At 70.0% G+C, this 22,940-nt stretch carries 18 protein-coding genes and 3 pseudogenes; 11 read left to right on the forward strand and 10 right to left on the reverse strand.

Translation table 11 applies throughout. From position 1 onward, the window contains the following. Positions 1-110 precede the first annotated feature (110 nt). The 5 genes and pseudogenes from IE207_RS31745 to IE207_RS31765 form a co-directional block, all read right to left on the reverse strand. Positions 111-686 (reverse strand): hypothetical protein, encoded by a 576-nt coding sequence (locus IE207_RS31745; protein ID WP_190187797.1) that lies wholly within the window; start codon positions 684-686, stop codon positions 111-113. Positions 687-868: 182 nt separating this feature from the next. Continuing rightward, complete coding sequence (locus tag IE207_RS31750; protein ID WP_190187798.1) at positions 869-1,375, reverse strand: hypothetical protein; 507 nt, start codon at positions 1,373-1,375, stop codon at positions 869-871. Positions 1,376-1,722: 347 nt separating this feature from the next. Next, positions 1,723-2,448, reverse strand: a complete 726-nt coding sequence (locus tag IE207_RS31755) for a YoaK family protein (protein WP_190187799.1) — start codon at positions 2,446-2,448, stop codon at positions 1,723-1,725. Positions 2,449-2,843: 395 nt separating this feature from the next. After that, a pseudogene (locus IE207_RS31760) lies at positions 2,844-3,286 on the reverse strand (transposase); the annotation flags it as partial. A 36-nt stretch (positions 3,287-3,322) separates the two neighbouring features. Continuing rightward, positions 3,323-3,550, reverse strand: a pseudogene (locus IE207_RS31765) (DUF3626 domain-containing protein); the annotation flags it as partial. Between the two features lie 756 nt (positions 3,551-4,306). Here IE207_RS31765 and IE207_RS31770 point away from each other — a divergent pair. Next, positions 4,307-4,624: a trypco2 family protein gene (locus IE207_RS31770; protein ID WP_229874218.1), complete on the forward strand. Its 318-nt coding sequence runs from the start codon at positions 4,307-4,309 to the stop codon at positions 4,622-4,624. An 82-nt stretch (positions 4,625-4,706) separates the two neighbouring features. Continuing rightward, on the forward strand, positions 4,707-8,243 hold the full coding sequence (locus IE207_RS31775) for a tetratricopeptide repeat protein (protein ID WP_190187800.1): 3,537 nt from the start codon (positions 4,707-4,709) through the stop codon (positions 8,241-8,243). Between the two features lie 108 nt (positions 8,244-8,351). On the opposite strand, the gene IE207_RS31780 is transcribed toward IE207_RS31775, so the two are convergent. After that, positions 8,352-8,927, reverse strand: a complete 576-nt coding sequence (locus IE207_RS31780; protein WP_190187801.1) for a TetR/AcrR family transcriptional regulator — start codon at positions 8,925-8,927, stop codon at positions 8,352-8,354. Positions 8,928-9,203: 276 nt separating this feature from the next. Here IE207_RS31780 and IE207_RS31785 point away from each other — a divergent pair, with 276 nt between their 5' ends. Beyond that, positions 9,204-9,965, forward strand: coding sequence for an SDR family NAD(P)-dependent oxidoreductase (locus IE207_RS31785; RefSeq protein WP_190187802.1), 762 nt, complete (start codon positions 9,204-9,206; stop codon positions 9,963-9,965). Positions 9,966-10,172: 207 nt separating this feature from the next. Here IE207_RS31785 and IE207_RS31790 read toward each other — a convergent pair. Continuing rightward, positions 10,173-10,665: pseudogene (locus IE207_RS31790) on the reverse strand (helix-turn-helix domain-containing protein); the annotation flags it as partial. Positions 10,666-10,854: 189 nt separating this feature from the next. Here IE207_RS31790 and IE207_RS31795 point away from each other — a divergent pair. The 3 genes from IE207_RS31795 (at position 10,855) to IE207_RS31805 (ending at position 13,575) form a co-directional block, all read left to right on the forward strand. Beyond that, the gene (locus IE207_RS31795) at positions 10,855-11,847 is read left to right on the forward strand and encodes a YncE family protein (protein WP_190187803.1); all 993 of its coding nucleotides are present in this window, start codon (positions 10,855-10,857) and stop codon (positions 11,845-11,847) included. A 149-nt stretch (positions 11,848-11,996) separates the two neighbouring features. Further along, entirely contained in the window at positions 11,997-12,449 is a 453-nt protein-coding gene (locus IE207_RS31800; protein WP_190187804.1) for a hypothetical protein, read from the forward strand. A 478-nt stretch (positions 12,450-12,927) separates the two neighbouring features. Further along, positions 12,928-13,575 (forward strand): hypothetical protein, encoded by a 648-nt coding sequence (locus IE207_RS31805; protein WP_190187805.1) that lies wholly within the window; start codon positions 12,928-12,930, stop codon positions 13,573-13,575. Between the two features lie 246 nt (positions 13,576-13,821). Here IE207_RS31805 and IE207_RS33615 read toward each other — a convergent pair whose 3' ends face one another. Beyond that, positions 13,822-14,037: a hypothetical protein gene (locus tag IE207_RS33615; protein WP_229874220.1), complete on the reverse strand. Its 216-nt coding sequence runs from the start codon at positions 14,035-14,037 to the stop codon at positions 13,822-13,824. A gap of 411 nt (positions 14,038-14,448) precedes the next feature. Between IE207_RS33615 and IE207_RS33620 the strand changes: the two genes are divergently transcribed. Further along, on the forward strand, positions 14,449-16,176 hold the full coding sequence (locus tag IE207_RS33620) for a beta-ketoacyl-ACP synthase 3 (protein ID WP_229874222.1): 1,728 nt from the start codon (positions 14,449-14,451) through the stop codon (positions 16,174-16,176). A gap of 136 nt (positions 16,177-16,312) precedes the next feature. On the opposite strand, the gene IE207_RS31820 is transcribed toward IE207_RS33620, so the two are convergent. Both IE207_RS31820 and IE207_RS31825 read right to left on the reverse strand, forming a co-directional pair. Then, positions 16,313-16,915, reverse strand: coding sequence for a hypothetical protein (locus IE207_RS31820; RefSeq protein ID WP_190187806.1), 603 nt, complete (start codon positions 16,913-16,915; stop codon positions 16,313-16,315). 1,211 nt (positions 16,916-18,126) lie between these two features. Next, positions 18,127-18,780, reverse strand: coding sequence for a hypothetical protein (locus IE207_RS31825; protein WP_190187807.1), 654 nt, complete (start codon positions 18,778-18,780; stop codon positions 18,127-18,129). Between the two features lie 1,178 nt (positions 18,781-19,958). On the opposite strand from IE207_RS31825, the gene IE207_RS33915 reads away from it, so the two are divergent. From IE207_RS33915 to IE207_RS31845, 4 genes are all read left to right on the forward strand, one after another. Further along, the gene (locus IE207_RS33915) at positions 19,959-20,144 is read left to right on the forward strand and encodes a hypothetical protein (protein ID WP_190187808.1); all 186 of its coding nucleotides are present in this window, start codon (positions 19,959-19,961) and stop codon (positions 20,142-20,144) included. Positions 20,145-20,296: 152 nt separating this feature from the next. Beyond that, a complete protein-coding gene (locus tag IE207_RS31835) occupies positions 20,297-20,932 on the forward strand; it encodes a metal ABC transporter ATP-binding protein (RefSeq protein WP_190187809.1) in 636 nt (211 codons plus the stop codon). Then, a complete protein-coding gene (locus tag IE207_RS31840) occupies positions 20,929-21,798 on the forward strand; it encodes a metal ABC transporter permease (RefSeq protein ID WP_190187810.1) in 870 nt (289 codons plus the stop codon). The genes IE207_RS31835 and IE207_RS31840 overlap by 4 nt, the downstream gene beginning before the upstream one ends. Beyond that, positions 21,756-22,595 carry a metal ABC transporter solute-binding protein, Zn/Mn family gene (locus IE207_RS31845; RefSeq protein WP_190187811.1) on the forward strand — a complete coding sequence of 280 codons (840 nt, stop codon included), beginning with the start codon at positions 21,756-21,758 and terminating at the stop codon, positions 22,593-22,595. Before IE207_RS31840 ends, IE207_RS31845 begins: the two co-directional genes overlap by 43 nt. Positions 22,596-22,940 lie beyond the last annotated feature (345 nt).

Genomic DNA, 22,940 nt, shown 5'->3' on the forward strand with positions numbered 1-22,940 from the left:
CCAGCACTCGGTATCAACGGAGCCAGCAACTCCCCTTCTGCATCGGTCAGTTCATGACGACGGATCACGAAAACATGATCCACCACCGAACGATCTTTTGAAGACAGACCCTAGTTCCGCTGCCTCAGGTAGTCCGGGCCCAGGTTGACCTGCCAGTCCTGCACGTTGGTGATCTGATCGAGAAGCAGGTCCAGCGCGGTGCACGCCTCACCTGCGCGGCGGGCGAACTCGGGGACGTCGACGTAGAAAGGGTCAGGGCGGGCCGGCACCGTCGCCCCGGCCTGACCCTTGACCATGCTGTACCGCAGCGCCTGGCCGCTCGGATCCAGGGCATGTAACTCGTCGCATAGCGATGTGACGTCGTCGTGCAAGCGCATCCGGAACATCGGCGCCAGCTGGACGAGATAGCCGGTCAAGACGCTGAGCTGATGAGTCTTAGGGAGATTTTTTCCGACTTTCTTTACAACCTCGGGCTCCTCATCGCCCGGCGCAACCTCGAACCTGATGCTGTCGACCAAGGCGCGCAACACTACTTTGAGCCCCAGTTCGAGAGCGTGCCGGTAGTTGTACAACACGACCAACACCAACGAATCGTCCATACCGTTGGCGGACCAGCGATCGGCCAGAAGGTCGGCAGCCGTACGGAACGCGAACGCAAGCTCCGCATCGGTCTCCAGCTCCGGCACAGCAGCCCCAGAGGGCGAGACAACAGGCCGCCCGCCGAGGACCGCGTAGTCCTCTGTCCAAGGACTCGGACACGACCGGAAGAATACGGCACGATGGGTCATGAGGAACATCTTGAACGCCCAGGCGACGGGGTGGAAGCGATTTCAGTCCGTCTCGCAGGCCGCCCCACTGCACGACAGTCCTACTTGGATTCCTCGGGATCGCCCTCGCTCGCTCCACCGATTTTGCCGCCGACAAATACAACGCCCAGCCCGAGGGCGGCTACACCGGCGGCTGCGACCACCTTCATCCCCGCCCCCAGGAACTGCTTGCTCTCACTGTCCTTCTCGTTCACCTGCCGCACGTTTTGATCGAGGCGGTCGTGGAGGGCTTCCCGCTGCTCCCAGCTGAGGTCGTCCCGACCAAGGTCGGCCCGCAGGGCGTCCCGCTGGTCCTGTGAAGCCTGGTAGAAGTGCTTCTGACTGTTCTCATTGGCTGCGAGGGTGGCCTTGTGGGCCTCTGTGACCGCATCAATGTCGGCCTTGCCCAGGTCCTTGAAGGCTGGGAACTGCTCGATGAGCTTGAGCCGCACCTCAGTGGCCATCTCAGGCATCGCTGCCGCGAACCTGAGCACCTTGTCCTTGGACAGGTTCCGCCAGTTCGGGATGCCTAACTTCCGTCTGATCGCTGCTTCGTTGACGTCGTTCATTCCCCGACTCCGTTCGTCGCCCCGTGAGGCATTCCGGATAGTAGCGGTGCCCACGGACTTGAGGCGGCGGCATCGGAGCACTCTCGAAGTAGGGCTGGCCGCGGTACGCAGTGCCGCTTCGGGGCCGGCAACGGCAGGCCGGGGCCAGCGGCCGCTCCGTGGGCCGCCGCCCCGCCGGTGGGAGGTTTCAGCTGCTGGGCGACAGGAACTGCCGTTCCGGCTCGACGCGCGAGGTCAGGTCCGGAAACAGGTAACGGACCTGGCCGTTCGGCCCAGGGCCCCGACATCAGGCCATTGTCTGCAAGAGGGGCGATTGAGACTTCACCGGGTGGCACGGCCTTAAGTCCTCACCCCGGGCCGTCGGAGGTGCTCTCGCCGCTCTCCCGGGCCCTGGCCAGGACCACGCAGGCCAGCAGGGCGACGGCCAGGGCCAGGGCCCACGAGGCGCCGTGGCGGTGCGTCAGCAGCGCGCCGGTGAGGGCTCCGAGCAGCAGGGCCACGACCGTCACGAGCCGGCGCAGCGGCGCCGGCCCCCACGGGTCGGCTGCCAGACCGGTCAAGGCCCTGGTGACGACGGTGGTAGTCAGATCGGGGACGGACAGCCGGTGCACCACGGCGTTCTGCAGCCCCATGCCGAGCGCGAGCAAGGCGATCATGCCCGCGGGAGGCCCGCCGCCAGCCGCGCTCAGCGCGAGCGCGCCGCCCACAAGCAGGGTCTGCACCCCGACGAGCGGCGCGAACATCCGGGCGGCCCCGGTGGCGCGCCGCAGCCGCCCGGCCGCGGCGGCGCCGGCCAGGAAGGCACCCAGGGCCAGGAGGGAATCGGGGGCCGACAGGGACCGGTCCCCGGCCAGCGCGAAGCCGAGGAAGACCACGTTGCCCGTCATGTTGGCCACGAATACGTGCCCGAGCCCGAGGTAGCTCACCGCGTCGACGACACCGCTCACGAAGGTGAGGACGATCAGCAGCGGCGCCAACACCTCGTGCGGGGACCGCGCCCCGCCCGGATCCGGCGGGAACAGCAGCGCGGCCAGCGGCAGCAGGATCCCGCGTCGGCGCCGGGTGGGGGTCATGGGGTCCTCCCCTCTGCTCATGGCGCGGGCGAGTCGGTTCCCGGATGACGGCTCCGCCGCAACTAGCGGGCTCGGGACTCATTGGACTCCCGGCGGGAGCGAGGGCGCGGGAGAAAAGGCCTCCGGTCCCTGGAGATCGTAGCGACCTACACCTGCGACACCTCACGATTGCTGGTGGAGGCGCCTCCTCTCGCGTGTCGCTTCGGCGGTCAGGCCGCCAGGGTCAGGGCCAGCCGGTAGAGGTAGTCGACCGCGGCCTCCTGGCCGATGTGGCGCCGCAGCGTGTCCCCCCGCGATCTCCCACAACCCATCTGGAACAATGCAACTCCACATACCCCGCCCCATCCGAAGTTCAACGACGCCTCACCACATAGGACACGGTCTTAGAGGTCGTGTCAGTCGGTCAATCTCCGGTAGCAGATGAGAGTGGATGCGATGCCGGCGAAAGCGAGGAAGTGGTCGGCCTTGCGTTCGTAGCGGCGGTGGAGACGACGGCACCCGGACAGCCAGGCCACTGTTCTCTCCACGGTCCAACGGTGACGACCGAGACGCTGGGAGGCCTCGATTCCCCTGCGTGCGATACGCGGCGTGATATTCCGAGAGCGGAGCCATTTCCGCAGGCGGTCGTAGTCGTAGCCCTTGTAGCCGTGCAGTTTGGCGGGACGGCGGCGACGCGGCCCGCGATCGACAGGATTCGGGCCTGTCAGCTCCCCCCTTTGAGGGCTCGCATGTTCACGGAGTCGATCGCGTACCTCGACCAGTCCAGCTCTCCGCGGGCGCCGAGCTCGTCCAGCACGAGATGGTGGAGCTTGGCCCACACCCGCGCAGCGGTCCACTCGGAGAACCCATCGAGTACAGCCCCCTCCACCAGTTCCGGACTCACCGAATCAGCGGCGTCCTTCCAGGGCGCCCCGAATCGCGCCAGGTAGTGCCACACGTTCTTGACCGTCTGGGGGTCATAGCGGCCGGCACGTGCGGCATCTCCGACGATCCGAGGATCGAGCACGCCGTCGACCGCGATCTGCGTGCCCAAGTCGACGTGTTCCTGGCCGCGGTAGCCGAGGTGACGTCGGAGTTCTTCAACCCTGAGCCGGAAGCCAGGGCCTCCATGCGAGGGCCCGAACTCCGCGAAGGCACAGTCCCGCTGCCCGCCACACCACCGACCCGCGGCCCTGACGACGACCATGACGCAGACCGGCCAGGACACGGGGAAGATGGGCACATCCCCGCCATTCGAGGCACCTGCCGAACCACCGGCCCACTCGCGGTCTTTCACGACGGGCTCCCGGAGCCCCGCGACGCATGTCCATCGCGATGAGGCGTCGCAGCCGCCCGGGTGGGCGGCTGGCCAGACGGAGGCTGCCGTCGAAAGCTGCTCCACTCCCTGTGATCCACGCCGTCGCCCCGTCGGACTTTCGAACGCCTGCAACGTCCCGCTGGCCGGCTCCGCCGAACCCGTCGCCAAGCAATGCGAAGCCGCGCTCCGAGGCCGCTGGTCGAGCATCGCTCGGGGCCGGCTCCTGCTCAGACACCACAGACGGCTGACCACCGCGGCCATCACGGCTCCTGAGACGAACGGGAAGGCAGCCACCGGTCCAGCCCCGTGCCCACGCGAGAAAGCACGGTCGACGGCGACGTGGAGCCGTGCGTCCAAGGGGCTACCCCTCCCCCGCCGGGTGGCGAGGCCCCTTCCTGGCGCGCGCTGCCGGGTCCGCCACCGTCCGCCGTCCGCCACTCGCGACAGGCCGGAGTCGGTCAAGTGTTCGTGATGGCCTGCGCGGAACCGGTCCGTGCTCCTACGCTCGCCCTGAGGAAATGCGCAGGCGACGGAGAACGGGCGGAGTCCATGGAGATCGGCTTGGCAGACGCGGTGGCGGCGGTGCGCGATGAACTGCTGGAGGCCGCGGCGCGCGGTGCGGGGCAGGAAATCAATTTCGCGGTGGGGCCGGTGGAGATGGAGTTCGAGGTCGAGCTGCGCGCGGACGCGAAAGCGAAGGCAGGCTTCCGGGTGTGGGCGGTGACGGCGGAGACGGAGGCGGGGCTCTCCCGGGGCCGGACGCACCGGGTGTCGTTCACGCTGACCCCCCGGAACCCGGACGGCGGCGATCTGCTGGTCGGCGGGGCACCTGCCCGGGCTGCCGGGCCCGGGGACGTCACCGGCCGGATCCGAGACTGATACGGGACCGATCCGGCGTCATCGTGCGGGTACCTGAGAGACGGTACTGAGAGAGAGGGATGCGGTGAGGCGGGACCGGTTGGTGGCGATCGGGGGGCCGGGCGGGCCGGGGTCGGGGTACGTGGTCGGTCCGCGGCTGGTGCTGACCTCGGCACACGTGGTCACCCGCCGTGGCGCGCTCGTGCAGGTGTTCCGTCCCGGTGCCGAGACGGTAGCCGGCGGCGTGGTGGTGTGGTGCGGTACGCCCGGTGGACGCGACGACGCGGCTCTCGTGCACCTCGATGACGAGCTGTGGCGGCCTCCTTCGGGGACGGGGGTGCGATGGGGACGGCTGGTGACCGAGCGCCCCGGGCAGGCCTGTGAGACGTGGGGCGTGCCCGACGTTGTGCAGCGGCCGGGGGCGGCGGTGGAGGCCGCGCAGCTGGTCGGGGCGGTGAATCCGGGCAGCGGGTTCGTCGGCAACCGGTACGTGATGAACCTGGTCCAACACCCGCCCGCCTGGCCGGTGGACGGGACCTCGCCGTGGGGCGGTCTCTCGGGGGCGGCCATGTTCTGCGGCCGACTGCTCACCGGGGTGGTGGCCGCCGATCCCGGCCACTTCGCGCACGCCGCGCTGACAGTGGTGCCGGCGTACGTGCTGTACCACGACGCGGACTTCCGGGCGGCGCTGGCCGAGTACGGCGCGGGTTCCATGACCCTGGAAGCCGTGGAGTTCCAGGAACTGGCCAACGTCGATCCCGTGACGGTGAGCAGTGGTCCGGTATCCGCGGCGGCGTTGCTGCAGCCGGGTCGACAGATCGTGGGCTTCCACGGCCGCGAGGAACTGCTGGGCCGGCTGATCGCCTGGTGTCGGCAGGAGGGGTTCGGCAGCCGGCTGCTGCACGGCTCCGCGGGGCAGGGCAAGACCCGACTGGCGCAGGAGCTGGCCGCCGCCCTGACCGGCGACGGGTGGGCGGTGCTGTGGCCGCGCGCCGACGCCCTGCCCACGGAACTGCGTGCGGTACGTGCGGCGGCCAAACCGCTGTTGGTCGTGCTGGACTACGCCGAGACACGCGCCGCGCAACTCGCGGCGCTGCTGGAGGCCGCCGCCGAGCACGGTGGTGCCACTCCTTTCAAGGTCCTGCTGCTGGCCCGGACCGCCGGAGACTGGTGGACCAGCGCGCAGGCCGTCAACCGTGCCGCCGAGGAGTTGTTGGACGGCACGCAGGTCGTCGTACTGCCGCCGTTGCAGAGCGACGTGGCCGCCCGAGCAGAGGCCTACCGCAGAGCGGCGGACGCCTTCGCCGCCGCGCTGTCCGCCGTGCGCGGATGGCAGGGACACGACTGGCCTGCCCTGGCCGCCGGCCTCGTCCCCGGTGCCCTGGACCGTGCGGACATGGACAACGCGCTGACCCTGCACATGACCGTTCTGGCAGACCTGTTGGATGCCGCCGACCCCGGGCCGGACCAGCCGGCGTCAGGCCTCGCCGACGGCGTCGAAGACCGTCTGCTGCTGCACGAACGCCGCTACTGGGAGCGCAGCGCCGCCACCCACGGCCTCAGTCCGGCGCTGAGCACCCACACGCTCGACGACGCCTTGGCCGCCGCCCTGCTGATCGGAGCCGCCACCCACGACGATGCCGACGAGGTCCTGCACAAGGTGGCGGGCCTGGCCGACCAGCCGCGCGACCGCCGCGACGCCGTCCTCGCATGGATCGCTGCCCTGTACCCCCCGACCGAATCCGGCCCGTGGGGCACCCTGCAGCCCGACCGGCTCGCCGAACGTCTGATCGGCCGTCGTCTGGAAGCAGACCCCACGCTCGCGCACCGTCTCGTCCCCGGGATCGCCGCGACGCAGGCGACCCGGTTGCTCGCCCAATACAGCCGCGCCGCCGCACATCCCGTCTTCGAAGGACGGCTCGACACGTCGTTGGCCGAGTTGTGCGTCGAGCACCGCGCCGTCCTCGCACCGACCGTGCTGGACACGGCGACGCGGGTCGAACATCCCGGGCCCCTCATCGCCGCCCTCCACCGGATCACCGATGATCCCGGTACCCCCCTGGACGTCCTGCGGCAACTCAGCGATCAGGTGCCTGGCAGCCGGCGCCTCGCGGTATGGGCCTGCGACCTCGCCCGACAACTGGCCGATCGCTACCGAAACCTCCCCCGGCGGAGCTCCGCCCAGGCGGCCGAGCTCGTCTGGACCCTGAACATCCTCTCCCTACGCCTGAGCGACCTGGACCGCCGGGAGGAAGCCGTGGCCCCCGCCGAGGAAGCCGTCGCACTCGCACGCACCTTGGCCGACACCGCTTCGGATGCCGATGTCGCACCCCTGATCGCGAGCCTGAACGGCTTGGCCGGCCGGCTCGGCAATCTCGGGCGCTGGGAGGAGGCGCTGGCCGCGGCTCAGGAAGCCGTCACACTCGCCCGCGGCCTGGCCGACACCGACACCGACATCCACCTGCCCGACCTGGTCGGCAGCTTGAACACCCTTTCCGACCGGCTGGCCGACCTCGGGCGGCGGGAGGAGGCACTGGCCGCGGCCGAGGAAGCCGTGCGGCTGCGCCGCCGTGCCAAGGGCGGTACCCCCTCCGACATCCGCCAGTTCGCCAGGACCCTGACCGTCTACTCCGACAGGCTCTGGGCCCTGGGCCGACAGAACGAGGCCATGGAAGCCACCATGGAGACCGGCCGCCTCTACCTTTCCCGCAGGGCGGCCGACACGGACATCCCCACAGATGCCGGCACCGGCACGGACGACCGCGTCCTCCACCATCCCGGCTACATCGCCGCTCTGAACGACTTCGCCACAAAGGCGGCGGCCATGGGCCGGGTTGACATCGCCCTGTCCGTTACCGAGCAGGTCGTGCGCATCAGCCGCGACATGGCGAAGGCGCTGCCCGACGCCTACCTGCCGCAGCTCGCCGAGAGCCTGGGCCGCCTCGCATGGCCCCTGGAAGACCTGGGCCGGCCGGACGAGGCCCTGGCCGCCTCCGAGGAGGCCGTGAGCATCGTCCGCGGCCTGGTCGCCGTCCACCCCGAGGCGCACCTGCTCGAACTGTACGGGTGCTTGAGCACCGTCGCCGCACAGTACGCGGCCCTGGGACGTCGGGAGGAGGCCTTGGCCAACTCCGCCGAAGGCGTCCGTGTCCTGCGTGGCCTGGCCGCCGCCTACCCCGACGTCCACCAGCGGCACCTGGCCACAGGCCTGCTCACCCTCGCCACGCGGCTGGTGGCCCTGGGCAGAGAAGAACAGGCCCTGGCCGCCACCGAGGAAGCCGTGCGCATCCGACGCGCCCTGGTCTCCTCCGCCGCCCCCGGAGACCATCTGTCCGACCTCGCGAGCGGTCTGGTCTCCCTCGGCCTGCGCCTGGGAAAGGCGGGCCGGCCGGAGGCCGCCCACGCGGCCACCGAGGAAGCCGTAGCCCTCTACCGCGCCCTGGCCGAGACCGACCCCGACACCCACCTGCCCAAACTCGCCACCGGCATGTACGCGCTCTCCCGAAGCCTTGAGGCGCTGCGCCGGTGGGACGAGGCCCTGGCCGCCGTGAAGGAGGCCTTCCGTCTCCGCCCCGAGCTGGCGAGTTACGACCTGGCGGCGAGCCGGCAGAAGACCGCGGGCCGCCGCGCCTTCGAATGACCGCGCCGGGCGGCGGCACGGCGGAGGTCCGGGGGCGGTAGGCCCCGCGCCTTCACCTCACCTTTTGGGGCTCTCCCGGAAGCAATGAGGTCTTGGGTCCGCCGCCTGTCAGCGCCGGTTGGTGCTCAGGCCGTCCAGGATCAGGTCGAGGAGGCGTTCGGCCTGCTCTCGCTGCTCCGGCTTTCCCGAGGTGAGGGCAATGCCGGCGAGGGCGGCGAACATGTCGGTGGCGACGATGTCGGGGCGGATGGTGCCAGCTTCGATGCCAGCGTCCAGGAGCGAGGTCAGGGCGGCCAGCATCATCTCGTGGCTCTGGACGTAGGGGTTGACGCCGGATTCGACGAGGGCGCGCAGGGCGTCGGCCATACCAAGCTTGGCGGTCGCGTAATCGATGAAGCGGCCCGCCCAGGCGCGCAAGGCTTCGCGCGGGGCCAGCGCGGCCAGCAGGTCGGGGGCCGCGTCGCACAGCCGGATCAGCTCGTTGCGGTAGGCGGCCTCGATGAGGACCTCCCGGGTGGGGAAGTTGCGGTAGAGCGTGCCGGAGCCGACGCCGGCCTCCCTGGCGATGCGCTCCATGTGCGCTTCCAGTCCGTCTTCGGCGAAGACGCGCACCGCGGCCGAGAGGATCTTGTCCCGGTTGCGCTGCGCGTCGGCCCGTAGCGGGCGCCCTGTCTCTCTAGTCATCCGCGGTCTCCTGTCGTCCCGGGCTTGCTAACCGGCGACGCCTCCACTTACAGTGACGAAACTGGAGGCGCCTCCACTTTAGGGCATGCAGGCCCGCCGCACGCGAGCGCATGCCCCTCCGTCCCACACTCCCGACGTAGCGCGGCCACGGCCGCCAGTCCCGGGGACAACAGGCAGGTCACTAGCCCCAGCCTCGTCACGCCCTGGGCTTTCCATCCGCACGACCCTCGCTGCGAACGCAGCACATGGCAGTCCACTCATTCAGAGGAGCAGAAGATGGGTCTCTCGCTCGAGGAAAAAGTCGCCGTCGTCACGGGCGGCGCGTCCGGGGTCGGCCTGGGCATCGCTCAGGAGTTCGTTGCCAACGGCGCCCGAGTGGTCATCACCGACCTGCACCGGGAGGCGCTCGACGAGGCGGTCGCGGCGATCGGGCCGAACTGCTCGGGGATCGTGGCCGACGTCACCAAGCTCGCGGAGATGGAGGCGGCATACCGGCAGGTGAAGGAGTGTCACGGGCGACTCGACGCGGTCGTGGCCAACGCCGGGATCGGCGCGCACGCCCCGCTCGAGGCCATTACCGAGGAGCAGTTCGACCGGACCTTCAACGTCAATGCCAAGGGCGTCCTCTTCACCGTACAGCCCGCGCTCGCGCTACTGCCGCCCGGCGGCACCGTCGTCATCATCGGCTCCACGGCGTCCATCCAGCCGCCGCGCGGGATGAGCCTGTACGGCGGCTCGAAGGCCGCGGTACGCAACTTCATCCGGGCCTGGATCCAGGACACCAAGGGATCGGGCATCCGAATGAACATTCTCAGCCCCGGCCCAGTCGACACCGATTCCCTGCGCAGCGCACTGGCGATGGCCCAGGGAGCCGACCACGTCGACGCCGCCGTCAAGACTATGGGAGAGGGCAACCCGACCGGACGGATCGCCGACCCGCGCGAAATGGGGAAGGCTGCAGTCTTCCTCTCCAGCGACGCCTCCAGCTTCATCACCGGCGTCGAACTCTTCGCGGACGGCGGCATGGCACAGGTGTGAGCCACCCCGCCCAGCCGGCCGCCGCGCCTGGCGCGTCGCAGCAGTGCGCGGGCACCCCCGACGATGCCATGGAACTCGCCTGCAGTCTCTACCTCGCCCTGCCAGGGACCTGACCGACGGATAGACACGACAGCGGCTCCCGAGTTAACCCCCGAAGGACTTCCGGAGCCGACCACTACTGATCTTTTCTTAAGTTCCTCCGGCCGTGCGGCCCACCGCCCGCCAGCCGCCGCCGTCGGGGATGTTGCCGAGCTTCTTGATGTCGGCGTGGACCAGCTCGCCCGGCCGGGCCCGTTCGTAGCGGCGGACCGGCTGTCCGGTCGAGCGGTCCAGCCAGGCCAGCCTGTTCAGGCCGTGGCGGACCAGGATGCGGTGCACGGTCGAGGCGGGCAGGCCGAGGATCGGGCCGATTGTGGCCGGGCCGAGCTTGCGTTCGGTCCGCAGTAGGCATACCCGGGCCTCGGTCAGGACGGGTGTCCGGTCCGGCGTCGTGCCGGGCCGGCTCGGGCGGTCGCGGAGTCCGTACTCGCCTTCGGCCCGCCACCGGCGGACCCATGTGTTGTACGAACACGCGGGCCTGAGCTGTGGGGCGGGATATCCCCATCTCGGCCGCCACGTGCGCGACCGGACGCCCGGCGAGAACACGGTCGACCAGGATCCGCCTGCCGTGAACGGCCAGCCGGGCATTACGGTGGGACACGAAGACCTCCGTCGTGCAATGGGTTCCTAGACAGCTCCCACCACACCGGAGGTCTTCGCCATGTTCAAGACCCGCCGAGTGTCAACAACGCTCGTGATCAATACATCTAGGCCGTCTCTTTCGGATCTTGCCGGGCCCGCTTGCGGGCGCTGCCAGGCCCGGCATCCTGGAAGGGGGCAGGAGGCGCCCATGAGTTCCCGCTCGCGGATCCGGTACGGCCTTGCCGCAGCTCTTCTCGCTCTGGCGGGCCTGCTGGTCCCGCCGTCCGCCGCGGCGTCGACCGCTCCGCCCCCTTCGCCCCGCCCTTACGTCTACGTCAGCGGCCGCCCGTACGGCGTCGCACTGTCTCCCGACGGCGGCCTCGCGTACGTCGCCACCGGGCGGCTCAGCCCGCTGAGGGTGATCGATACGCACACGCTGCAGCGAACCGCCCGCATCTACTTCGGTTCGGCGCAGGACGTCGCGCTCAGCCCGGACGGGCTCCGGGCCTACGTCACCAGCCCCGGGACGGTCTATTCCTCCGTGAACGTGGTCAACACGGTCACGAACACGGAGATCGGCTACGTCGGTGTCGGCGACGGTCCGCTCGGCCTGGCGGTCACCCCCGACGGTCGCCGCCTCTACGTCGCAAACTCCTTCTCCGACTCCGTGTCCGTGATCGACACGGCGAGCGAGAAGGCCGTCGGCAAGATCGAGGTCGGCAGCACCCCGGCCGACGTGGTGGTCTCCCCCGACGGCCGCCGGGCGTACGTCACCAACTCCGGCTACGGGACCCCCACTTCCCTGTCCGTGATCGACACGGCCACGGGCAAGGTCATCGGCTGGCCCGGCCGCCTCGGCAACTTCGCGTACGGCCTCGCGGTGACACCCGACGGACGACGGCTCTACGTCACGGACCTGCAGGGCACCGTGTCCGTCGTCGACACGGTGACCGGCAAGGTGATCGGCGCGCCCATCCCCGTCGGCCAGCGCCCGATGGACGTCGTGGTGAGCCCCGACGGCCACCGCGCCTACGTCACCAACCAGGGCTCGAACAGCGTGTCCGTGATCGACACGAGCACGAACAAGGTGACCGGCACCCTCGACGTCCAAGGGCCGACCCGTATCGCGCTGACCCCGGACGGCCGCCACGCCTGGATCACGCAGAACTGCTGCGGGACGGTGTGGGTGATCGACTTCTGAGCGGGCGGCCCGCTCAGGGCATTCAACCCGCTACCCTGCGCGCTAAGTCTCAGCTGTGACTGAGCGCCGTACCCGGCCTTTCGAGCAGCGATGCCCGGTGCGGCGGGAAATGCAGGTGCGGCAGCTGCGGGGCGCAGCGAGATCCCGGCATGTCGACCAATGTGAGTGGGATGATCGAGTGCCGGCCGGGGGCCCGGTTGTGGGGTCCGGAGGGCGAGGACTCAGTGTGGGAAGTCGGAATCGATCTCTTCCTGCTCAACCGAGGCAACGCCTACGACGGCTTGGCCTGCTTCTTCGGAATCCGTAACTCATTCGGTTTTCGCCCCCTGGCCGAGGACCGCGGCCTCCCGGATGACGCCTCGGATGGGCTGCGCAATGAGATTGCGGCCTACGGCGGGCCGGACGACGTGTACGGGACTGCCTGGCTGACCTGGGCGGATCTTGCGGCAACCGACTGGCAGGAGACCGACGCTTCCGGCACGCGAAGCCGCGCAGCGGCCGCAGGGACAAACACCGACTGGGGCCGGGTCTGGAGCGTCAAGAGCATCCTCAGCGACGTGCACGGCGCGGAGAACGTACGTCTCGTCGTCTGGTTCTACTGACGTTCGGTCTGAGCACGCTACTTGGCATTCCGGGCCAGGTATCCCGCTCAGTCACAAACACCTGTGACTGAGTGCCGTAGTCGGCCAGGCTGGCCGACTACGGCACTCAGATCAGATGCGGCTCTGCCGTAGGTTCATGCCGGCAGAAGCCCGGCAACTGGGGCAAGGAGACCAGTACGGGATCCAGGGCCTGCATAGCCTGCCCCAACTGGTTGAGCTGGTTGAGATGCGGCGCCGGGTGGGGATCAGAGTGCCGTCGATCAGCACGACCTCCCCACGTCGTGTCCGGGCTCGGGCTGCGCAGCGGATCCGCCCGGCCATCCCCGGACATCACCCCGAGCGGGACAACCGGCCACTGAACCGTTCGAGCGGTACATCGCTCTTAATTGTCTACAGACGGTTTAGGGCCCTCAGGGTGCCGGAATTCTGCGCTTCGGGTGGATCTCGCCTCTTTCGAACAGAGAAGGGACTCGATGTCATGAAAGGCATCACGCAGAAGGCTTTGGCGCTTGCCGCTATTGCCACCACGGCGGTCGCGGTCGGCGTCGTTCCGGCTTCACACGCCCAGGCCCGCGCCCGTCAGCCCATCTCGCCGGAGATCGGCGTCCAGTTCAACCCCGACGGCGTCCCCGGCCAGTGCGGTGGACGAACAGGCGAGCAGTGGAAGCCCGAAGGGATCGCGACTGACCCGATCCGCTTCGACACAGACTCCCGACCCGGCGGCTGCCTGCTCGCCTTCGGCATCTACGACCCGGGCAATGACCTGGCGGGTGAGCACATCACCTACACCTTCCGGGCCACCCCGGGCGCTGATCACGGCCAGTGCGGAAACGAGGGCGTCCACGAGATGCCGATCCAGAGGCAATCCCGGGGCTTCGGTCCCGTCATCCGGATCGACACCGACAACCGGCCAGGCGGGTGCGATCTCACGTTCGACCTGACGAGCTCAGCCCACACGACGTCGCTCTACGTCGACTACGGCTCGGACGGCGACCGCGCACAATGCGGTAACGCCCTACCGTTCCCGGGAGGCTTCAGCCCGGTGGACAACGCCCGATCGGTAACCGCCCGCATCGACACAGACGACCGACCTGGCGGCTGCGGGCTCCAACTGCGACTGGGTTGATGAGCCTTCGCCATCTTCGAACGTGCTGGTCGGAGGGGCTGGCGTGACGGTTCTCCGGGGTGCTCGTGCTGGTCGTGGGCGGGAGTCTGCGGACTTGATCGTCCGTCAGTGGTTGATCTCGAAGTTGGTCAGCACGAGCAGGGCCCGGAGGAGGGTGGTGGCGCGGCCAGGGCCCGTGCGGCGCTTGGTGAGGATGCACCAGGCCTTCAGGTTCGCGCAGCCGTGCGGTTCGCCCAGCCGACCTGGTCACAGGCGCGTGGTGAAGCGGCCGTCCGCCAGCTTGCGCAGCCAGCCCCGCCCGGCAAGCTTGGCCAGCTTCCCGCGGAGCGACTCCAACTTGCCCCGCACCGCGACCCGAAGCCCCAGCACCTCGCCGACCCGCTTGGTCGCAACCGGCCCGCCCGCGTCGCGCACGATGGCGAGGATGCGCTGGTAGTCCGGCGACAGCGCGTCCTCAGCCACGCCGGGCCCACGGTGCGGGACCAGCAGCACCGCTCGGCCTGCGACCCGCGCTGCGGCCGGCGCGGTCTCCGCGCTCGGCGGCGAGCTGTTCGGCCATCCGCTGCCAGACCCGTTCGGCCACCGCGAGTTCGTCGCGCTCGGTCCGCACCTCCACCAGCTACTTGACCAGCTGGTCTTCCAGTTCGTCCAACCCCGCACGCCGCGCGGCGATCCGTTCCGCGATCTCGGACTCCACCATGAACCGGATGGTAGGCGGCGCCGGGCCCGCGATGCGGAAGAACCAGAGAAACCGCCCCGGCCCACCCTGTCAGACGATCAAGACCGCAGACTCCCACCCACGACCAGCACGAGCACCCCGGAGAACCGTCACGCCAGCCCCTCCGGCCAGCACGTTCGAAGACGGCGGGGGTAGTGAGGAATCGAGCGGTCCCGGCATCCGTACTGGCGGGGGTCGGGGCGTACGTGCCGCCGCGCAGGGTAGCCAACGAGGAGTTGGCGGAGCCCCTGGGGCGGTCGTCCGAATGGATCTTCCAACGCTCCGGGATCCGGTTCCGGCACGTCGTGGAGCCGGGCACCACCAGCGGGGACCTGGCCGTCGCGGCTGGCCGTGAGGCACTGTCCCGGGCGGCGGTCGGTGACGTCGCGGCCCTGGTCGTCGCCACCACGACGCCGGACAGGCGGTGCCCCGGCACCGCTCCGATCGTCGCGTCGCGCCTGGGGATGACCCGGGCGGCCGCGCTGGATGTCCAGGCTGTGTGCGCCGGCTTCGTCTACGGGCTGGGGGTCGCCCAGGGCCTGATCGCCGCGGGCACGGCCGACAGCGTCCTGGTCGTCGGCACGGACACGCTCTCGCTGAATGTCGACCCGGCCGACCCCACGAGCATGCTCTTCGGTGACGGCGCCGGTGCCGTCGTCCTGCGCTCGGGCCACCACGAGGAACCCGGCGCCCTCGGAACCTGCGTCCTCGGCAGCGACGGCGGTGGCCGCGACCTGATCACTGTACGCGGCGGAGGGTCCGAGGAACGCTCGGCGGCCGGTGGCGCCCCGGCGGACCCGTACATGCGCTTGGAAGGGCGGGAGGTGTTCTGGCGAGCCGTGGAGCACATGACCTCCGCCTCGCGTGCGGCACTGGACGCCGCGCGGTGGAAGCCGGAGGAGGCGGACCGGATCATCGCGCACCAGGCGAACGCGAGGATCCTGGCCGTGCTCGCGCAGCGGCTGGGCGTCGCGGCGGACCGCGTGCGGTCCGAGGAACATGCGGGGTGGGAGCGGGACTTCCCGGTCCGATATCTCCTGGTGCGAGAAGACATCGACGGTGAGGAGGAGGGTGTGCTGTGGGGGCGGTGCGCGGAGGTCGAGGGCCTGTTCATGAACGCACCTCAGCTGCCGCGAGAGGTCCTGACGCTGCGCGGCTGCCCGTGCGAGAGCCCGCTGGTCCAGGCCGTGGCGGCCGGCGCCCAACCGGTGCGGCTGCTGGGGGACGGAATGCTCTCGATCGAGCCTGTGGATCCCTCGAACGACGGGCCGCACCGCTTCTGGGACCTGGAAGACACGGCTGTCCTGGCCCAGTGGCCCACGCCGGGCGATCCCGGGCGCGTGGACATCGTCGTGGGCACCGGCGTCAAGGAGGACGACTACCGGGGCAGCAAGCGGCTGCCTTCGAGTCCGCGGTTCGACCTGTGGTTCCCCTCGATCCGGGGGGCAGCCCATCGGAGGAAGAAGCAGACGACATGGGTGACGCCCCCTCAACAACAGTGTCAACCCGCCGAAGCAGGAGACGGCAACCGGTGCGGAATCCCGACCCGGAGTGAGCCGAGGCCCACACTCTCGACCCCGCCCCCACCCCGCCGCAGCACCTCCCGAGGGCGGTTGCCGGGCAGGGACATTTCCGTCACGCGTGCCTGTACACCCCACCCCCCACCCACCAGGCGTGGCCCTGACATTCCTTGCGCCCACGCTCGCCCGCCCCAGACGGCAACCGAAGACAGTGCACTCCGGCGCACTACCAAGCACACTCCTGCCCCGTCTCACCCACCCGGAGTAGTTGATCAAGTAACAACCGTTCTGCGGAATTCTTCGCACGCACACGCACCGCTCGCCTCGGCCTTCGTCCGGTGCGACAGGCTGGAACTCCGCTGACCTCACACAGCGGGCGCCACTCGGGGCGTTCCGCACACCGACAGGGCCGGCCCTGTCGCCGTCGCCCCAGGCCGTCGCGGATTCCCGACCGCAATCGACGACGGCCCCTACCACCGGGGGGCCTCCCCCCCGAGGGCTACTGGCTGCCGGTGCAGACCACCATCGCGGTAACCTCCCGCGTGTCGGACGAGGCGTTGGCGCTGCTGGCGCGCCAGCCGTTGTTCTCGAAGGTGCTCAGGATCAGCTCGGTCCCCTCGCTGTAGCCTCCGCCGCCGGTGACCTGCTGTCCTGCCGGGCACTGGACTTGGGACGTACCCGTGCCGTGGAACTTCGTCACCGAGCCCGGCCGCCCGGGGACCGGGTGGTGCGGCTCGGCCGAGCAGATGACGAAGGGCTCCACCGTGCGGGGTGCGGCCGTGGCGTTCCAGTAGCCGATCTCCCAGGCGTCGAGGTTGGGGAGGGAACTCTGGACGAGCACGCCCACGTCGCTGCCCCGCCCTCCGCCGCCGGTGGGCACCTCGCCGAGCGGGCAGCGCTGGTGCAGGAGCGCGGTCTGGTTCGTACCCAGCGCGACCCGGTCACCGAAGATCTGGTGGTGGGGAGCCGACGAGCAGATCACGGTCGCCGCGATGGTCCCCGTGGTCTGGAAGTCGTCCTGCATGGCGGTGACGATCCAGTCCCGCCCCTGCGCGTAGGAACTCATGACGGCGACGATGAACCGCTCGGGGGAGGCCGTCATGCCTCCCCCCGTAGGAGTCGTCCCCGCGGGACACGTGGCCTTCGCCGTTCCGACGGCGCGGAACTCGTCCGGAACCTCCACCCGGGGGCCGGTGATCCTGGTCAGGGTTTCGGCGGCCCTCGGCGTGCCGAGGGATTGTGCGACGGTGAGGGACTGGGGTGTTGCTGCGCCGCGGCGGTCGTCCCACACAGAGCGACAGCGCGGCAGCAGCGAGCAGAAGAGGTCGGGTGAGCCTCATGGCGGCCTTTCGGTTCGGCAGTGCGAGCCCCTACCGCGGCCGTCGGCGCCGGTGCTGTCCGAACTCCCGCCGACCCGAGCAGAATCGCTCCTCCCTCACCCGGTCAGACGGAAGGTCCCGCCCTGCCGGCCTCATCGGAGGTTCCCGGCGTGAGGCGGTCCCGGCCCGCGCCGCCTCACGCTCGGGTTACGAAACGACCGTGGCGCGGCACAGGAGTTCGCGGCCGGATCCGGCCGGGTAGGAACCCCGGGCGAATGCGCAGACACCAGGGAAAGCCCGCATGTGTGACCGGGACAGACTGGGCGTGGTGTTCGTCCACGGCTTCGCCTCCGGGCCGAAGGTGGGGACCGGTTCCTCTCCCTCACACGGACCTCGGCTTCGTCGACGCCCGGAGGAAGGGCAGAAGCCGGGGTGGGCGCGTCATCGTGGCAGTACATCGAGCCTTATTCCGGAGATCTCGCGGCGGCTTTGGCCACCGTGCGACAGCGCGAGTTCGAAAGGCTCTTCTTCCACGGAACCCGCTGGAACGGACTCCAGCCCGCAGGCATGTCGTTCACCTCTATCGACGACCTCGACGCTCTGTGGGAAGACGAGACCTTCGGCAGCGAAGGAACGCACACGATCATCGGCGTGTGGGAGGTGATCGAGGCCGGGGCATACGACGATTTCCAACCGTGCGCCCGCTGTCGGGCAGGAATCCATCGAGATCTTCGAAACCGCGGAGCCGACCCGAGCAGATTTCGAACGAACTCAGGAGCGTTACGACGCACGGCACCCAGACTCGGAGGAACTGTGGGACATGCCGGGTTGGTCAGCGTGGTGCGTGCCGTTGAAGGACGCCGATGGAGTGGACACCATGATCGCCTTTTGGGGCAGGTCCGGCGACTGACGGCCATGGCTTGATCCACAGATCTTGACTATTGCTCCCATGTCCGAGCACCGGAGGGTTGGTAGTCGGTTGTTCCGCACCATCTCAGCCGGATCTGAAGCCGGATCTCAGCCGGATCTGAAGCCGGCAGCCGCCAGGGCGATCGTCGGTGTCGATGCCGATCGTCACCGGGCCGCGGTCGGTCTCCGCCCAGTGATACCCGGTGTTCACACACTGGCCGGCGGCGCCATCTGCGTCGTACTGGATGTCGAGTGCGTAGTAGTCGCGGATCGTCGGAACGGTGAAGGTGAGTGTGCAGCCGCCCGGCCGGTTGTCGGTGTCGATCCGAATGCTGGGGCCGAAGGTGCGGGCATCCCCCCGGATCGGCATCCGGTAGACGCCCTGGTTCCCGCACTGGCCCGGGTCCCCGCCGGATGTGGCCGCGAAGCCGTACGTGAGGGACAAACCCTGCAAGGAATTGTCCGGGTCGTACACGCCGAACGCCAGCTGGCAACCGCCCCGGCGCCCGTCGGTGTCGAGGCGGATCGCATCGGTCCAGTTCCCCACGGAGTGCCACTGATCACCTGTCCGCCCGCCGCACTGGCCGGGATCGCCGTCGGTGTTGAACCGGATGCCGATCTCAGGAGGCGTGAGCAGCCTGGATGTGGCCTGGGCGTGCGGCGCTGGGAGAACAGTCGCCGTGGCCGCCGCTGTGACGGCCACCGCGATGACTGAGAACCTCCGTGCGATGCGCCTCATGTCATCGGTTCCCTTCGAAGTGGGATGTCTGCTAGGCCCCCGTCAAAGCACAGCAATTCCGAAGGCGTGAACACGCCAATTGCAGTCCGACAGGCCGCGTTGTCACCCGACCAGTTCAACCCCGCCTACGGCCGCCCCTGTGGAACGGCAGGGGCGCGCATGCGGCGGGCGCGTTCTGTGCAGTGGATCCCGCCCTCGATGTGGGTCTCCCTGGCCCGGCCCGGCGGCTGTGCCGTGGCCGGGGCACCACGTGTGAATGGGTGCGGAGGTGGCGCTGTGTGGGCGTCAGCCAGGACGGGGCGGCTGCCCCAGCTCATCCTGTGCTGCAGTAGTGATCACGGCTCTCAGGAAGTGGCCAAGCGGCTGCCAGCGGGGCTCGACCGGGAAGGTGGCCGGCTGTCATGAGCGTGCTTCTTCACAGCGCCCACCGCGACCCCGTCCCGCTCTCCGGCCAGGGGGGCAGCGAATTCCGCCTCCAAGTGGCAGTCCATCACCGGGCGGGTTGCGTCCCCGTGCTCCTGGCACCAGCCCGCCGAGGCGACGCCTTCGCAGTCGTGCCTCCTGGAGCTTCCCCCGGACCGGCGTATGCAACCGCGAGGCGTTTCACTCCGACCCGAGCCGATCGAGGCGGCGCCCCGCAGGCCCGCAGGCCCGCAGGCCCGCAGGCCCGCAGGCCCGCAGGCCGGGTGAGCGTGAGGCGCAGGCCGCCCGACCCGGAACGGAACCGCTCCGCCACCCGCACCTGCCCCCCTGACCGCCAACCGGCTCGTGCCGGCGCGGTCAGGCGGCACAGCGACGCCCCGACCTCTCTGGCCGCCAGCCCGGTCAGTGCGTCGGCGTCGGCGTCGGTGGACCAGCCGGAAAACAAGTCCTCTCCGGCCCCGTCGTCGGCCACCTTCCACACGTGCTTCGCGCCGGAGGCGGCCGCAGCTTTCGCCGTGCCGCCCATCTCCCGCGCAACGTCGTGCTCGTCCACGGAGGGTTCGGGGACGGCTCGGGCTGGCAGGGCGTCTACAACGCCCTGAAGACGGACGGCTACAACGTGGCGATCGATGGCGTCGGTGGTCAGGCCGCCGCCCTGGGCCAGCTCGGCGGAGCCGCCGCCTCGGCCGCCGAGGAGTTGCTTGACCAGCGCCGAGGCGTTCAGACCCGCCTTCCGGGCCGCAGGATTGAGGGCGATGACCAGACCGGTGCCCGTCCCGACCGCGGCCGCCGCCGGCTGCCGAGTGGGCAGCCGGTCGCGGACGGCCAGGGCGAGCGCCCGGGCCTCGTCTGCCGCGCCCTCCGCAGTGGCCTCCCTCGACGACCACCTGATCCGCGAGGCCATTTCCGAGGCGGGCTACTCCGTCGCGGCGGTCCGCTGACCGGCCATACGGCCTGCGTACCGCGCCGCTTCAATGCCCGTGCGAAAAGATCCGGAGTCCGGGAACTTCTCGCATGCACCGTCCGACTACCGCTGTGTGGAGGTCGGCACGGCCCGCCCTCACACAGCAGCGAACGACCCGAAGGATGTGTGATGGGCGGGCTCGATGTACGCATGCGGGGAGTCGCCTGCCGGCACGGCCGGGTGGAGGCCGTCGCCGACGTGGATCTGGAGATCGCCGCAGGTGAGCGGGTGGCGCTGACCGGAACCAACGGGTCGGGCAAGACCACCCTCCTGCGCGCGGTTCTCGGCCTGCACCGCCAGGTGGCGGGCTCGATCCTGGTCGGTGGACGGGACACCCGCACGCCGGCGGAATGGGCCTGGCGGCGCCGGTCCTGTGCCTGGATCCCCCAGAAGCCCGCCGCCGGCCGTTTCCCACTGCTGGGCGCGGAGTTGCTGGCCAGCAGCGCCGCGCCGGACGACGCCTCCGAGGCAGCCGACCGGCTCGGGGTGGGTCAGCTCACCGCACGGCCGCTCCACACTCTCTCCGGGGGTCAGTTGCAACGCATGTACCTGGCCCGGGCCATCGGCTGCGTGGCCGCGGGCGCCGAAGTGCTGCTGGCCGACGAGCCGACCGCCGCCCTCGACTTCGACGGGCAGGCGGAGGCCGCCGACGTCCTGACCTCGCTACCGGTGACACTCGTCGTCGTGACCCACGACCGGGCCCTCGCGGACCGCTGCGACCGGGTCCTGGAGATGGCCGCGGGCCGGCTGCGGGAGGTCCGGTGACCACCCTCGCCACCGCCGACATCGGCGCCCTGCTCCAGCTGGTCCCCGTACAGCGGGCCGGGGCGGCCCTGCTGCTTGCTGCGGTCGGCCTGCCGGTCATCGGGGTCGTCATCGTCGGGCTCGACATCATGCCGGTGCGGTTCGCGATGATGCACGTCGCCCTGCTGGGCATCGCCGTCGGCCTCCTCACCGGGCTCGACCCGATGCTGTGCGCGCTCGTCGCCTGCGCCCTGGCCGGAGCGGGCGTGGCACCCCTCGCCCGCACGCCGGACGGCCTCTCAGGGGCGATGGGGCTGCTCATGAGCCTGGCCATCGCCGCCGCACTGCTGCTGCTCGCCGTGTCGGGGGTCAACGCGTCGGGGGCGTTCGCTCTCCTGTGGGGGTCGATCCTGTCCGTCGGCACCCCCGACCTCGTCGTCCTGGGCGTGCTCGCCGTGCTCGTGCCCGGCCTCTTCTGGTGGAAGCGGCGCGACATCGGCCTGCTCCTGTACGACCGCGAACTTGCCCAGTGCTCCGGCGTCGACGTACGAGCCCTGACAGCAGCGCTGCTGGTGCTGGTCGCGGTTGCGGTGGCCGGAGCCATCAAGCTCACCGGGGCGCTGCTCGTCGACGCCCTGACCCTGCTGCCCGCCCTCGCCGCCCGGCGTCTGGGCAGCTCGCTGAAGTCGATCACCCTCTGGGCGATCGGCATCGGCGTGACCGTGAACCTGACGGGATTCCTCCTGGCCCTGTGGCTCGACTGGCCACCGGGCCCGGTCCTCGTCCTGACGGCGGGAGCACTCGTCCTCGCCGTCCATCTCATTTCCGAACGGAGAACCAGCCCATGGCGCGCACCCGCGTCCGCATCCCTTCCCTCCTCGCACTGACCGCGGTCACGCTGGCCCTCGTCACCGGCTGCGGCAACAACAGCGACAGCACCGGCGAAGGCAAGAACGACGGCACCTCGTCCCCCGCCGCGTCCGGCGCGCCCAAGGCCGGGAAGAAGCGCGTGGTGGTCGTCACCACCACCTGGGAAGGGGCCTTCGCCAAGGCCGCGGGCGCCGAGGACGTCAAGGTCATCGTCCCTCAGTCCGTCCACCACGCCCCCGACTACGACCCCAAGCCCTCGGACCTCGCCGCCGTGGCCAAGGCCGACTTCGTGCTGTACGCGCCGTTCGAGCCGTACGCCGCGAAGATCAAGGAGGCCGCCGGCTCCAAGGCGAAGCTCGTCGAGGTCAACCTCGACAACGACCCCGACAAGGTCAAGGCCGAGGTCGACAAGCTGGGCGCGCTCTTCGGCACGGCCGACGCCGCGACCACGTGGAAGACCGGCTTCGATGCCGAGTACGGCAAGCTGAACAAGGACCTCCAGGCCGCCTGGCCCGCCGGCAAGAGCCCGAACGTCGTCACCCAGGTCTTCACCGCCTGGGCGGCCAAGCTCGCCGGCGCCACCACCGTGGGCACGTACGGCCCCGAGGCCGTCACCCCGGCGCAGCTCGCCGAGCTCTCCTCCAAGAAGCCGGCCCTGGTCCTGGACAACGTCCACATGTCGACCGGGACAGTGCTGCCCGACTCCGGCGCGAAGCAGATCGAGATCGTCAACTATCCGGGGGAGGACCTCGAACTGCTGCCGGTCTACCGCAACGCGGCGGCCGAGCTGAAGAAGGCCGTGAGCACCTCCTGAACCCCTGCGCCGATACCCATCGGCCGTCCGCATCCCGGGACGGACTGCACGAACCGCCCCGGGATGCACCATTTGGGCCTCTGATCCCTCCTGTGATTCGGCTCCCCGCAGGGCGCTCCGTTGGTAGCCGGGCACTCCCGCCCGACGGCTTTCCCGGGGACCAACGTCCCTCGGCTGGGGTGGCACTGACGGTTCATAGGCACACCGGAAGGTGCGCCCCGGGACTCCATGCCGCCCGGCACACAGCGTCGGCCACCGCGTAGGGCGCGCATAAGTTGTGCCGGTGCGCGGACCGGGAACCTGGCTGAGGCGGACCCGGACGGGTCTGCTCTGTGCTTCCGCTTG

Source organism: Streptomyces cirratus, assembly GCF_014650775.1.
Classification (GTDB): Bacteria; Actinomycetota; Actinomycetes; order Streptomycetales; family Streptomycetaceae; genus Streptomyces; species Streptomyces cirratus.

Coding starts and splice junctions, on each gene's coding strand:
- IE207_RS31750 (WP_190187798.1), bottom strand. CDS start 1,375: ATGAACGACGTCAACGAAGCAGCGATCAGACGGAAGTTAGGCATCCCG.
- IE207_RS31755 (WP_190187799.1), bottom strand. CDS start 2,448: ATGACCCCCACCCGGCGCCGACGCGGGATCCTGCTGCCGCTGGCCGCG.
- IE207_RS31780 (WP_190187801.1), bottom strand. CDS start 8,927: ATGACTAGAGAGACAGGGCGCCCGCTACGGGCCGACGCGCAGCGCAAC.
- IE207_RS31785 (WP_190187802.1), top strand. CDS start 9,204: ATGGGTCTCTCGCTCGAGGAAAAAGTCGCCGTCGTCACGGGCGGCGCG.
- IE207_RS31795 (WP_190187803.1), top strand. CDS start 10,855: ATGAGTTCCCGCTCGCGGATCCGGTACGGCCTTGCCGCAGCTCTTCTC.
- IE207_RS31800 (WP_190187804.1), top strand. CDS start 11,997: ATGTCGACCAATGTGAGTGGGATGATCGAGTGCCGGCCGGGGGCCCGG.
- IE207_RS31805 (WP_190187805.1), top strand. CDS start 12,928: ATGAAAGGCATCACGCAGAAGGCTTTGGCGCTTGCCGCTATTGCCACC.
- IE207_RS31820 (WP_190187806.1), bottom strand. CDS start 16,915: ATGACGGCCTCCCCCGAGCGGTTCATCGTCGCCGTCATGAGTTCCTAC.
- IE207_RS31825 (WP_190187807.1), bottom strand. CDS start 18,780: ATGAGGCGCATCGCACGGAGGTTCTCAGTCATCGCGGTGGCCGTCACA.
- IE207_RS33915 (WP_190187808.1), top strand. CDS start 19,959: ATGACCAGACCGGTGCCCGTCCCGACCGCGGCCGCCGCCGGCTGCCGA.
- IE207_RS31835 (WP_190187809.1), top strand. CDS start 20,297: ATGGGCGGGCTCGATGTACGCATGCGGGGAGTCGCCTGCCGGCACGGC.
- IE207_RS31845 (WP_190187811.1), top strand. CDS start 21,756: ATGGCGCGCACCCGCGTCCGCATCCCTTCCCTCCTCGCACTGACCGCG.